The organism is Paenibacillus sp. 481, from assembly GCF_021223605.1.
Taxonomy (GTDB): domain Bacteria; phylum Bacillota; class Bacilli; order Paenibacillales; family Paenibacillaceae; genus Paenibacillus_B.
Genome location: NZ_CP075175.1, coordinates 4,845,392 through 4,860,776, shown reverse-complemented (window position 1 = coordinate 4,860,776; position 15,385 = coordinate 4,845,392). Strand labels below are relative to the sequence as shown.

Genomic DNA, 15,385 nt, shown 5'->3' with positions numbered 1-15,385 from the left:
CTCGTGACAGAACCTTACAATCAGAACGCAAAATCGATGGATTCAACTACCGCAGCATGATCTTTGGTTGTATTTTTCATTTCAATTTCTCCCAGTTTCATAGATGGCGTATCTACGATAAGGGATAAAATGTGCGCCAGGTCATTCGACAACTGCTCCATTTTTGATTGGTTAAACAATTTGGTGCAGTATTCAAATGTACCTTTCATGCCCCCTGTGTCCATACTCATTGACAATGTCAAGTCAAACTTAGCGGTGACATCAGCTTGGACATATGGAATAAAGGATAAGGATTCGATATCAAGTTCTTTGTTCTCTGTATTTTGCATCACAAACATCGTGTCAAACAATGGATTACGGCGTGGGTCCCGTTTAATGTTCAGCTTGTCCACCAGTTCTTCAAACAAATAGTCTTGATGTTCGAACGCTTCCAGTGTTCTTTCATTTAGTTCTTGTAAATACGCACCGAATGATTTTTCTTGTGCTGGGTAATTCCGTAATGCCAACGTGTTAACAAACATCCCGATAAGCGGCTCCAGTTCATCAGATACGCGTCCCGCAACCGAAGTTCCTACAATAATATCCTCTTGTCCACTATGCTTGGAGAGTAAGATCGTATATGCAGCTAATAGCAACATATACATCGTGCTTCCGCTATTTACCGCCAGCTGGTTTAAGCGTTCCGTCAAGCTATTCGCAATCTCAAATTCGAAGTGCGCGCCTTCAAAGCTACGCACAGCCGGCCTCGGATACACAAGTGGCAAATTCAATACTGGAAGTTCTCCCGCGAATTGCTCCAACCAATACTGTTCTTGCTGCTGGTAGCGTTCACTAAGCATTTCTTGCTGCTGCCAAGCGGCGTAATCCTTGTATTGAATACGAAGGGGAGCTATTTCTTCACCCTCATATAGCTGCGTAAACTCCTGAATTACAATTCCCATGGACACGCCGTCGGAAATAATATGATGCATATCGAACAACAACACATGACGTTCCGGTTCGATTTCAAGCAAGCCGACGCGAAGAAGCGGTGCTTGTTCAAGGTTAAATGTTCGCACGAAGTTGTGAATCCGCTGATCGATTTCTGCTTGCGGAGTCTGCTCTGTCTGGGCTGATGTTCCGATCTGTGCATATTCAACGAAAAAGTCTACTTCACGGTATATACGCTGCATCGGTTCTCCGTTTACAAACTCAAATCCGGTTCGCAGCGTCTCATGACGGGAAATGAGCTTCCGGAACGCTTCTTCAAGCCTTGCGCGGTCTAACGCGCCTTCGATTGTCAATACCGCCGACATATTGTAAGTGAGCTCGCCACCGTCATGGTGACTCAAAATGTATAGTCTCTTCTGTGCGGATGATACCGGGTAATATGCTCTTTCCCCAACAATCGGAATACTTAAATACGTATTTTGCTCTCTGTCCACGATCAAGTGTGCCATTTGTTCGATCGTTGGATAGAGGAATACTTCGCGTATCTGCACAGTTTTGTTCATTTCTTTATGAATCTTAGCTACCAACGTCGTGGCACGTAACGAATGGCCTCCAATTTCAAAGAAGTTGTCTCTGACCCCAACGTCGGAAATACTCAGTACTTCCTTCCATAATTGAGCCAACTGCTCCTCCTCTTGCGTCCGCGGTGCGACATATTCAGTTCCGGTCTGCACGCTTCCCTCCGGTGCAGGCAGCGCCTTATAGTCAATTTTCCCGTTCGCCGTAAGTGGCAGCTGCTCCAACTGTACGAAGTAGGACGGGATCATATAGATTGGCAATGCTTGTGCTAATACCGCTCTCAGTTCACCTATATGAAGCTGCTCTTCTGCGACAAAGTATGCACAGAGCTCGTTCTCCCCGTTTGCTTCCGCTCTAGCTACGACGACCGTTTCGTTTATGGTCGCGACTTTTGCTAGCTGCGCTTCCACTTCGCCTAGCTCAATCCGATAACCACGGATTTTAACTTGATCGTCAATCCGACCGACAAACTCGATGTTTCCATCCGGCAGCCATTTTGCCAAATCGCCTGTGCGATACATCCGCGCTCCTGCTGCAAACGGATGGTCGACGAACTTCTCTGCCGTCAGCTCCGGAAGATTCAAATATCCTCTTGCCAGTCCGTCACCCGCAATGTACAACTCTCCGACGATGCCAACAGGCTGTAGGTGCCGCTGACTGTCTAAAATATATACATTCGCATTTGGAATCGGCTTGCCTAGCGATACCTTCGTATCTGCTTCACACAAACTTGCGAGCGCATCAATCGTCGCTTCCGTAGGGCCGTAATGGTTGTACAGCGTATATCCTTTTTGTACAAGCTTGTCCTTCAATCGATCTTCCAGTCGCTCTCCTCCGCAAATGAGGATGTTTAAGCTGTCCAGCTTGTCATCATCTGCTAAGAGCTCCTGCATGAGTAATGGGGATGTGTCTAGGATGTTTATGTGATACTGGGTCACATATTCTGCCACAAATCGCTTATCTAGCAGCGATTCTTTTCGTAGACAATGAAGTGTAGCTCCGTGAAGTAACGTAGAGAATATTTGTTCCACACTCGGATCAAACGTATATTCTGCCGTCAACAATAGATGAGGATTGATCGTTTTCACATATTTTTCGTAATACCAATGGATCGTATTGATGGCACTTTTGTGCTCAATCATAACGCCTTTCGGCTGACCTGTCGTACCTGACGTATAGAGTACATAGACCAAATGCTCTGGTCCAGCAAGCGGCTCCAAGTTCGAAGCGTCTTCATGGTACGCTTGCGCATCATCCAACAGCACGAGCTTACCTGTGTAATAAGCATGTGGAGTACGCTCCTGTAAATGGCGTTGCAGCACAACTACCTTCGCTGCTGAATCCTCCAGCATGTAGCGGATACGCTCCACAGGGAACGCTGGATCAATCGGCACATAAGCGGCTCCCGCTTTCAATATACCGAAGATGCCTACGATCATCTCTAAAGATCTTTCCACTAGAATGCCAACTAGTTGGTCTGCCGCCACACCTTCTGCTCTTAACGTTCGTGCAAGCTGGTTCGCTCGCTCGTTAAGCTCTCGGTACGTCAGTTGCTGACTATCAAACCTAACCGCAACCTGATTCGGCGTACGCTCCACCTGCTCTTCGAACAATTGAGAGATGGACTTATCCCGTGGATAATCAGCTGTTGTCGTGTTGAATGCCTCCAATATTTGCTGCTGCTCAGCTCTTGTTATCATCTCTATAGACGAAATTGTCGTCTGTGGATCGTTCACAATGACATCGAGCAGTTGAATAAGGTGCGCTGACAACCGCTCTATCGTTTCGCGTTTGTACAGTGCGGTACTATACTCGATGCTACATGTAATTGCCTCGGCTTCCTCGAATGCTTCCAATGTCAGGTCAACTTTAGATACCGTGTTGATACTTGGAACCGACTTGAGACTCAATCCCTCGATGTTAATTTCCTGCTGCTCTGTGTTTTGCAGAGCAAACATCGTATCAAACAGGGCATTACGGCTCATGTCCCTTTTCAGGTGAAGCTTCTCAATCAATTCTTCAAGCGGATAGTCTTGATTTTCGAATGCTTTGATCGAACTTTCTTTGACTTCCTGCAAATAGTTGAAGAAGGTCTTTTCCGCTGTTGGATAATGACGCAACGCCAACGTATTTACAAACATACCGATCATAGGCTCCAAATCCGCATGCGCTCTGCCTGCAATTGGCGTACCCACAATGATATCTTCCTGACCTGTATATTTAGACAGCAACGTCGTATAAGCTGCTAATAACACCATATACAACGTAGTTCCTGTCTGTTCCGCAAGCTGCTTCAAGCGATCACTAACTGATTTCCCTAGTGCAAAATCATAAGTTGCTCCCTCAAAACTTTGCACAGCTGGTCTCGCAAAATCGGTTGGCATATGAAGCACAGGCAGTTCTCCGCTAAAGGCATCTAACCAATGTACAGACTGCTCAGTAATCGATTCGCTGTTTATGCCTGCTTGCTGCCACGCCGCATAATCCTTGTATTGAATACGAAGCGGATGCAACTCTTCGCCTCCATAAAGCTGAACAAACTCTTGGATCAAAATGTTCATCGAAACGCCGTCTGAAATCAGGTGATGCATATCAAACAACAGTACATATCGATCCTGTTCCTGCTCAACTAACTCTACCCGTAGTAACGGTGCTTGCGTCAAATCAAACGGACGTACAAAGTCGCGGACCAGTTCATCCTTGTCTTTACCACTCGCTGATTGAACCTGTACGGCAAATTTGATCTCACGGTCATGGCGAATTCGTTGTACTGGTTCACCGTTCACAAATTCAAATCCGGTTCGCAGCGTCTCATGACGCGAAATAAGCTTCCGGAATGAGTCTTCAAAGCGTACCCGATCAAGCTTGCCTTCAAGGATCATAACACCCGGCATATTGTAGCTTAAATCTCCACCTTCAAGCTGACTTAAAATATATAGCCGCTTTTGTGCGGAAGATACCGGATAGTACGCTCGTTCTGCTACGGCAGGAATAGTAGTGTACACCGCTTGCGCCTTGCTTGTAATTAAGACCGCCATTTGCTCAATAGTTGGATGCTGGAATACATCTCTAAGCGGTACCTGCTTGTTCATTTCCTTATGAATCTTAGTTACCAACGTCGTAGCACGTAACGAATGGCCGCCAATTTCAAAGAAGTTGTCAAGCACACTTACCTCTGGAATGCCAAGCACATCTTGCCATATTTCCGCCAGCTTCTGCTCCACTGGTGTCCGCGGTGCTTGGAATGCCGTTCCAGTCTGGATTAGGCCCTCTGGTGCTGGTAAAGCCTTACGGTCAAGCTTTCCATTCGGTGTCAACGGCATCCGCTCCAGCGACACAAAGTACGTTGGAAGCATATAACTCGGCAGTTGTTGAGACATCACCGTTCTCAATTCACTCGAAGGTAACAACTTATCAGATACGAAGTAGGCGCATAACACTTTGGCTCCTGTTTCATCATCTCGAGTAACGACAACTGCCTCTTGCACACCTTCTACTTGCAGCAAGTGAGCCTCCACTTCGCCGAGCTCGATACGGTATCCGCGTATTTTCACCTGATCGTCAATCCGTCCTAAATATTCAAGGCTGCCATCAGGCAACCATCTCGCTAAATCCCCCGTACGGTATATGCGCTCGCCTGCTACAAATGGATCCGCCTCGAATTTCTCTTCAGTTAAATCTGGACGATTTAAATATCCAATAGCGGTACCTACTCCACTGATGCATAGCTCGCCTGGTACACCGATCGGCTGTAACTGATAGTACTTACCATGCTGACTATGTTTACTATGTCGATTTAAAATGTACACGCGTTTATTCGCGATTGGCTTACCGATCGGGACGCTAGACCCTTCGTTACCAGAGCACTGATGATACGTCGCACATACCGTTCCTTCGGTTGGCCCATATGTGTTATATACATCCGCGCCACGCAAGTTAGAATAATATTCCTTCCGCAGCACATCTCCACCGGAAAGAAACAGCCTTACCGGATGGACATCCCCTAACCATTGATTCAATTCATTTAATAACAATGGCGAACAAGTGACGACCGTTATTTGCTGTGCTCTAATTTGTTCAGACAAGATTTGCGCATTCATCACGTCATCCTTGCTTAGGATAACAATGCTGGCCCCAGTCATTAGAGCTGGATACAGCTCCTCGATTGACGTATCGAACGATATCGAAGCCTGCTGCAAAATCCGATCCGTAGCCTGAATGTTAAACGTCTCCACAAAATGATGAACGTAGCTCCACACATTCTGATGCGAGACTAAAACACCCTTAGGATTACCCGTCGTGCCTGATGTATAGATTACGTAAATCAAATCTTTAGGCTCATGAATAAGCTCTAAATTTGAACCGTCCTCTTCATAGGCGTGAACCTCATCAAGCAAGAGTACCGTGCCCTCATAATGGACACGCTCTTGTAAATGATGCTGTGTCAGCAGCAACTGCGTGCCCGAGTCATTCAGCATATAGCTGATTCGCTCCTCCGGATAATCCGGATCGATTGGCACATAGGCGCCGCCCGCTTTTAAAATCGCCATGATGCCAACAATGACCTCACAAGAACGCTCTGCCATCAGACCTACAAGCTGATTCGCTTGCACTCCCTTGGATCTTAACGTTCGCGCTAGGCGATTCGCACGCTCGTTCAACTCCCGATAAGTCATCAGCTTATCATCAAATCTAATCGCAACCTGATCCGGGGTGCGCTCTACCTGCTCTTCGAACTGTTGAGGTATCGTCTTCTCCTGCGGATAGTCTGCTGCCGTTGCATTGAAAATGTCCAAAATTTGCTCTTGTTCTTCAGTTGAAGCCAATTCCAATTGCTCCACCTTGATTTGTGGATTGTGTATGATTTGCTTCAGCACATGAATAAGATGATTTTGAATGCGTACGACCGTTTCTAGATCGTATACGTGTGCATTGTACCCGAATATAATGGATATCGTTTCCCCGGGCATCACGGTCAAATCAAAGTCATAGTTGGTCTGCTCAGTTACTTCAATATTGGCTATCGAAAAGCTTGCTTTACTACCACTTCCCAGCTGCTCCAACCGCTCTCCCACTGGGTAATTTTCGAATACCATAATATGATTAATCAAATCTTGCTTCTGCTCGCTCTGCGCCTGAATTTCGTAAAGTGGATACGTATCGTAGGCGTTAGATGCCAGTGCTTGCTCCTGAATCTTTTTCATCACGTCAGCAAAACTTTCGCCTGATTCGCTCTGAATACGTACTGGAATCGTGTTGATGAACAAGCCGATAATTTGTTCCACGTCTGCAATTTCAGACGGTCTTCCAGACACCACACTGCCGAAGACAACATCATCGTTGTGATTATATTTTTGGAGCACCATACCCCAAGCAGTCTGCATCAACGTATTAATGGTTACTTGGTACTGCTTTGCAACCCGATTCATACCCTCACTCAGTGACTTATCAAGTGGGCAAGTTAGTTGCTCAGCTGCATAGCCATCTACTTTGTTTGTCGTGATCTTAGGTAGCAGCGTCTGTTGTTCGTATCCCGCTAAATAATTGTTCCAATAGCGACCAGCTTCTTCTTGATCTTGGCGTTCCAGCCATTCGATAAATTGACTGTAAGGCGTAGCCGTCGGCAGCTCTTGCTTTCGTTGTTCCAACATACTAAAGTAGTTTCCGAAAGCTTCTTTCGTGACGATCGACAAGCACCAGCCGTCCATTAAAATATGATGGAAACTCCATACAAAATGGTAGGTTTCTGGTTGCACAAGTAAGATGGTGATGCGCATCAGCGAATCGTGAGTCAACTTAAATCCTCTAGCTTTATCTTCTTTAATAAGATTAGAAATGTAGGCTTCGCGCTGCTCCTCTGGCATTCCACTTATATCTTCAAAATGGAACTCAACATCCTTTTTCCGATACACAATTTGAACAGGAGTATCTTTCCACCCACTATAAAAATTCGTTCTGAAAATTTGATGTCTAGCTGCTAGCCCATTCAAGCTTTGGGCGAATAGCTCTACATTGAAGCTTCCCTGTAAATCAAATGTCGCCTGCTCAAAATAAGCGGCCGAATTCGGCTCCATTAAGCTGTGGAACAACATACCTGTCTGCATCGGTGTCAATCCATAGACATCCTCAATTTCGCCTACATGTTCATTAGCCGCTACAAGCGACTCCAGCTCCTCAATGGTAACTTCTTTCATTAAAACGTCACTTGGCGTTAGCTCTACCTTTTCTTTCGCAACACAATGAGAAATGATTTCCAAAAGGCTCGTTCTTAATAACTCAGCTAGTTGGGCCATCGTGTCGTTGTAATATTGCTTGCAACTGTAACTAATGGTCAGCTTCAAAGATCCTCCGGAGATACCGCCATTTACATCCAGTGCATACTTCTTCTCCATCAGGCCGCTAATATCTTCTCCACGCGAATAAGAAGATAATTGAAGCGCACTATTTTGCAGATCTTGATCAAATTGACCTAAATAGTTAAAACTGATCTCTGGCTTACATTTAAATGTAGGGCTCTCTTGCAGGCCGGACAAATATTTTAATATCCCGTAGCCAATCCCTTTTTGCGGGATTTGACGTAAGCCTTCTTTTGTACTTTTGATTCGATGCGACACTTCTTTATTTGCACCGATTTCGAGCACGACTGGGTACTGACTCGTAAACCATCCAACCGTACGTGTAATATCGACATCGGAGAGGATTGCTTCTCTTCCGTGACCTTCGAGATTAATCATAACCCGCTCCATACCTGTCCAAGTATGAATCGCCATGCCTAATGCCGTCAGCAGCAAGTCATTCACTTCCGTGTTGTAGGCCCGATTTGCTTGTTTCAGCAATTGCTCCGTTTCTTGCTCGGTCCATTGCACCGTCATCATCTGACTATCACTAAGCAGCGACTTTGCATGTGCGCCACTTTCGTCCGGCTGCATATCCTTTGGCAATAGTGAATGAGTTGATGGATCGATGAACTGCTTCTGCCAGTAGGCCTGCTCACGTTCGATCACTGATGTTTGACTAATGGCATACTGGGACAATTGTTCCGACCATGCTTGGAACGAATCCGTTTTTTGCGGAAGACGAATGTCTTGTCCCTGCACAGCTTGCTCGTAGCCTGACGAAATATCTTCAAACAAAATCCGCCAAGAAACCCCGTCGATGACCAAATGATGAATCGCAATTAGCAAATGATCGCCTTCAGCACATTGAAACAACCCTAGCTTGATCAGAGGCCCTGCTTCTAAATGAATGCTGCTTTGAATGCTAGTGGCTCTAGCTGCTATGGCTTCGTCCCGTTCAGAATCAGGCACTTCTTTAACATTGATCACTTGCAAGCTATATAGATCGCCTTCATCGACGCCTCGATTCCACGCTTCGTAACCCACTTCGTTCGGCTGTGTACGGAACACCATTCGCAAAGCATCGTGATGTTCAACCAATTTTTTCATCACTTTGTGCAGTAACGCCTCATCAAAACCTTGCTCACGGTATAACATGACCGACTGGTTAAAATGATGCGGCTCAGGTGATTGTTGCTCAAAAAACCATTGCTGAATGGGGGAAAGTTTCACCAATCCGGTCACTTCACCTTGGTCAGCAATTCTACCAACTGGCTGCAAATGATGGCTTAACTCGGCCACCGTCGGGTACTGGAATAAATGTTTCATTTCCAGTTTGTAACCTTCTTGGAACAATCTCGAGCAAACTTGGATCGATTTAATCGAGTCTCCACCAAGATCGAAGAAATTGTCCTGAATACCAATTTTCTTTGCACCTAATACCATTTCCCAAATGGAAATGAGCGTTTGTTCAGCCCCTGTACGCGGTGCTTCGTACTCAACTCCGGTGTGGACACTTGTCTCGTCTGGTGCAGGCAGCGCCCTACGATTGACTTTTCCATTCGGCGTGAGCGGCAGTTGCTCTAATTGTACAAAATAGGACGGAATCATATAGTTCGGTAAATGTTGCGACATTGCGCTTCGGAGTTCATTCACGTTAATCGGCTGCTCTGCTACAACATACGCACACATATATTTCTGGCCGTTATCATTTTGGCGTGCAATGACAGCCGCCTCTTGAATGAGCGCAACATTGAGAAGCTGGGCCTCCACTTCGGAAAGCTCAATGCGGTATCCGCGAATTTTAACTTGCTCGTCGATACGTCCTTTATATTCAAGCGTTCCATCCGCACGCCAGCGTACGATGTCCCCTGTCCGGTAGCAGCGCTCGCCTGCACGGAAAGGACTGTCTATAAACTTTTCCGCTGTCAGTTCTGGCCTATTTAAGTACCCTCGGCCGACACCGTCACCGCCAACGATTAACTCGCCCCATGTTCCGATTGGTTGAAGACGCATCCTTTTATCCACCACATACCCCGTGGAGTTATGGATAGGACGGCCAATTGGCACAGCGCCCTCCTGCTGCCCTTGAATCAAATGAGAGGTCGAGAAAGTTGTATTTTCCGTTGGGCCGTATCCGTTAATCATGTTTAATGCCGGAGTTTGCTGTAGCACGCGATTCACATGCGCCACAGATAATACGTCGCCTCCGATAATCAAGCTCTTTACTCCCTCAAACAGCTTGCTGTCTTGCTGCGTGAGTTGGTTAAACAATGGAGCTGTCATCCACATCGTGTTTATTTCGTACTTCTGAATGGCCTGCCGCAGCTGTTTCTGATCCATGATAACGTCATTGGACACCACATGTACCCGTCCACCGTTCAGCAGCGCTCCCCATATTTCAAATGTTAAAGCGTCAAATACTACAGATCCTGTCTGCAAAATGCGTGTTTCTTCATTTAACTCAACATAATTTGTGTTTTTAACTAAACGAACAACGCTACGATGCTCAATCATTACCCCTTTTGGCTGGCCTGTTGTGCCTGATGTATAAATAACATACGCCAAGTTGTTATAAGCGGCTGGCTCATCAAGTTGCGGCTCTAGCTCGATATAAGGCTGTGCATCGCTCAAATTGATGATTTTACCCGAAAATGCAAGCTGTGACCCGCGTCGATCATTTTGAACGACTAACAATCGGGCGTTTGAATCCTCCAGCATATAATTGATGCGATCTTCCGGATAGTCTGGATCAATCGGCACGTAAGCTCCGCCAGCTTTCAAAATCCCGATCATCCCGATGATCAGCTCCAACGATCGATCAGCAAAGATTCCGACCAACTCATCGGTCTGTACTCCCTCAGCTCTTAACGCCCGTGCAAGCTGATTCGCTCGCTCGTTCAACTCCTGGTACGTTAGCTGCTTGTCATCATGGACTACCGCTATTTGATCTGGTGTACGTTCTACCTGCTCTGTGAATAACTGATTAATAGTCTTGTTTTGTGGGTAATCTGTTGAAGTATCGTTAAATAATCCAAGCAGCACTTTTTCTTGTGGTGTGATGATATCAATAGATGAAAGCGTTGTGTGAGGATGATCTACGATAGCCGTAATTAACTGACTAAAGTGCTCAGCCATTCTAAGCACACTTTCTTGTTTATACAATGAGGTGGCGTACTCGAAGCTGCATACTATGATGTCCTCCGTCTCGATCGCGGATAAGGTTAAATCGAATTTGGATATCGTATGTTTGATCGGATACGGTTCAGCCTGTACACCATCCATCCCAAGCTCTTGTCGCTCCGTATTTTGCAGGACGAACATCGTATCAAACAGTGGATTTCGGCTGGTGTCCCGCTTTACGTCTAACTTTTCTACCAGTTCTTCAAAAGGAAAATCTTGACGCTCATACGCTTTAAGCGCTTTTTCTTTTACATCCTGTACATATTCAGAGAACGACTTCTCAGCCGAAGGATAATTACGTAGAGCTAGCGTATTAACGAACATACCGATCAGCTGTCCTACATCTTCATGTCCACGGCCCGCAATCGGAGTTCCGACAACGATATCTTCTTGACCTGAATATTTATGAAGCAATGTCGTATAAGCCGCTAATAGTACCATGTATAGGGTTGAGCCTGTATCCGCCGCGATCTGTCTTAATGCATTGCTATGATGTGTGTCGATCGTAAATTCAAGCGTGTCGCCCTCAAAGCTTTGCATGGCAGGTCTCACATAGTCAGTCGGCATGTCCAGCACTGGAATTTCATCTTTATATACGTCCAGCCAGTACTGTTCCTGCTGTCGCATTGATTCGCTGGAAACTTCCGCTTGTTGCCACACCGCGTAATCCTTGTATTGAATACGCAATGGAGGCAAAGCCATGCTCTTGTATAGCTGTGTAAATTCCTGCATCAAAATACTAATGGATACCCCGTCAGAAATAATATGGTGCATATCAAACAACAATAAGTGACGTTCAGATTCAAGCTTGAGCAGTCCTACCCGTATAAGTGGTGCCTGTTTAAGCTCGAACGCACGTGCAAACTGTTGGATCAGTTCGTCAACTTGATCCGCATGCCCTGTTACATGTTCCAATTTGAATCCAACCGTAGCATGCACTCGCTGAATCGGTTCGCCATTCACAACGTCAAAGCTTGTCCGCAGTGTCTCATGACGCTCAATTAGCTCGCAGAACGTCGCTTCGACTCGCTCTGGTTCTAGCGCGCCTGTCAGAAGCATAACGCCATGCATGTTGTAACTGAGTTGACCACTAGAGATTTGACTTAGCATATACAACCGTTTTTGTGCTGAGGACACAGGGTAATACTCTCTGGCTCCCACAATAGGAATGGCTGCATACGTTGTCTGATCCATTCCATCCATGTATTGTGCCAGCTGTTCAACTGTCGGTAACAAAAAGATGTCTCGCAGTTGCACAGTTTTGAACATCTGCTTCTGAATTTTAGATACCAGCATCGTGGCACGTAATGAATGCCCACCAATTTCAAAGAAGTTGTCTGACACCCCAATATTCGATATTCCTAATAGTTCTTGCCATATTTGGGCCAACTGTATTTCCGCTGGTGTTCGAGGGGCTACATACTCGACGCCCGTTTGTAAGCTTCCCTCTGGTAAAGGCAATGCTCTGCGATCAACCTTCCCATTTGGAGTAAAAGGCATCTGCTCCAACTGTACGAAGTAGGACGGGATCATATATGCTGGAAGTTCATGTGACAGCGCACCTCTTAAATCTCCTACAGTCAGTTGCTTATCTGCTACGTAGTATGCATATAACAGATTCTGTCCAGCTGCGTCTTCTCTCGCAATTACGATTGCTTCTTTGATAGAATCCATATTCAATAGCTGCGTTTCTACCTCGCCTAATTCAATCCGGTAACCACGAATTTTCACTTGATGATCGATCCGGCCTAAAAATTCAATGCTTCCATCGGCTAGCCATTTAGCCAAATCTCCTGTGCGGTAACATCTCTCGGTTTGCTTGAACGGATCAGCAACGAATTTTTCTGAAGTTAAATCATCTCTATTTATGTAGCCCCGGCCCACATTATCTCCTGAAATGTACAGCTCTCCTGGTACCCCGATAGGCTGCATTAAGCCACTTTCGGATAACATATAAACGGCTGTATTGGAAATCGGCTTACCGATCGTAGGTACTCCGGCCTCTGCTTCATCAGGTGAAATAGTCAACGTAGTGACCACGTGAGTCTCGGATGGGCCATAGTGATTATGCAGCCACACTTGGTTACGGCGTAGGAATTCTGCTAATCCCTCCGGTACGACTAATTGTTCGCCAGCGGTAATGATATGGCGTACACACGTTGGAAAGCGCTCAGCCAAGCCGCTCTCCATGAACAAAAACTTGGTCAACGCTGTTGGGAACAGCACGACATCGATATGCCAACGATTAATAAATGACAACAAGTAGTCCGTATCTTTTTTCGCTTCTTCGTCAATAACGAACAAGCACCCACCCGCAGCAAGCGTAGATAAAGTCTCCAAATAAAACATATCAAAGCTGCTTGTGAAGTACTGAAGTACGTTCTTGTCGTACGGAATATTAGTATCCCTATATTGAAAATGTAGCAGATTGACCATATTGCGGTGCTCAAGGATTACACCCTTAGGCTTACCTGTTGTCCCAGATGTATAAATAATGTACAACGGATCATTGGACGCTCCATTTGACACCACATTAGAGACGTCTTCAATCCCCTGATTGTGAGTGAGGCCAAGCAATTCTACATCTGCAAATTGTGCCTGTACCTGCTCGATTCGAGTCGCTTCAGTAAGCAGTAACCGAATGCCGCTGTCCTCCATCATGTATTGAATACGATCAACTGGATACTGTGGATCGATTGGGACAAGGCAACCTCCCGTCTTCAAAATACCAAGTACCCCGGCTACCATATCCGGTGAACGATCCGCCATTAGACCGACAACACTTCCGGACTTCACACCCCGTTGTTGCAAGGATCGTGCGATTCGGTTAGCTTGCTCATTTAGCTCGCGGTATGTGTATTGCTTATCTTCACCTACAATCGCTACTTGCTCAGGAGTTTTCACTGCCTGTTCTTCAAACATTTGATGGATCGTCTTCTCTTTTGGATAATCCGCTGCTGTATCATTAAAGACGTTTAAAATTTTATTTTTTTCATCTTCGCTAATTAATGAAACATCGCCAATTTTTTGCTGTGGGGCGTTAATAATCGACTCTAAGGTTGTAATGAACTGTTGGATGATTTGCGCAATTTCATCTTCTTCAAATAGATGAATGCGGTAATCAAAATCCAGAATGATTTGTTTTTTATCCATAAACTCCATAATATGAATATCCAAATCATTAACGACTTCACCACAAAATTGATTTTGAAATTCTACACTTAAATCATTATCTAAATGCACAAAACTCATAGGCTGATATTGAATCGTAACGCCAAATAGATCCTCGATATCGCCGTGTGGTTGAGCCTCTTTCAGATCTTGGATCAGTTTATTGTAAGGATACCGCTGATGACGTAAGATCGATGTCTGATCCTTCGCAACGCTCTTCATAAATGGAATGATATCCATCTCTGGATCTACGAACGAGCGTGTCGTAACCGTACTTACGAACATTCCTAACATCTCTTTTTCTTTTTTAGTTACCCGATTTGCGTAGAACGTTCCGATTCCAATGTCGTTCTGATTCGTTATTTTGTGGATGTAAATGTACAATACGGATAAAAAGTAAGTGAGTACGCCGATATTGTTTTGTTCACAAAATGCTTTAATGGCCTGATAATGTTCATCGCTCAGCGTTATCGCTTTCCGTCTCGCTGAAGTGCTCATCGTTAGAGGATTGTATGACTTCAACCCTGTTACCTCAGGTAATGTGCTGAACTTTTCTAACCAGTATGATTTATCTTTTTCATGACGATTTGACAGTTCATACTGCTGCTCTTCATGAATAAAATCGATGTAAGAGTGGTTCGGGCCTTTCTCAACGAACACCCCATTCGTCAATTCCAAGTACGTTTGGACAATTTGATTTCCGATTATATTCATAGAAATACCATCTGAAATAATATGATGCGTTCTAACATTACACCAGTACTCTTCGTCACTGATCTTCAAAAAGGTTATCTTATATAGAACCGAATCCAACAGCGTAATAGGCATCTGGTTATGCTCCTGCTGCCACTCTGTTGCTTTACTTTCCTGTCCGTCTTGAGAAAAGTCAATAACTTCAAATTGTTTTTCGATATAATCTTCTACATATTGTTTAGGAACCCCATCTTCGGCAATGACTTTAATCCGGAGACCGTCATTTTGCTTAATTAACAATTGCATAGCTTGCATAAAAGCGTCGATGTTCACATTACCTTTGAGCTTCATTGTTCCAGAAACGCCAGAAACGTTTTTGCCCGGGTAAAATAATTCGGAGTACCAAATTCTTAATTGGGGATGTGTTAACGAAAACGACTGAATGATATCTTTACTCATATCTCTGCACCTCTTGTAATCAATGATGATTTTTA

Annotated in this window: 1 protein-coding gene; it reads right to left on the bottom strand. The window is 45.1% G+C overall.

Going from position 1 to position 15,385, the window contains the following annotated elements; all coding sequences use genetic code 11:
- Window positions 1-20: 20 nt before the first annotated feature.
- Complete coding sequence (locus KIK04_RS21355) at window positions 21-15,350, bottom strand: non-ribosomal peptide synthetase (RefSeq protein ID WP_232275635.1); 15,330 nt, start codon at window positions 15,348-15,350, stop codon at window positions 21-23.
- Window positions 15,351-15,385: the final 35 nt, after the last annotated feature.

Excerpts from the sequence above, each read along its gene's own strand:
- KIK04_RS21355 (WP_232275635.1), bottom strand. The coding sequence starts at position 15,350 with ATGAGTAAAGATATCATTCAGTCGTTTTCGTTAACACATCCCCAATTA.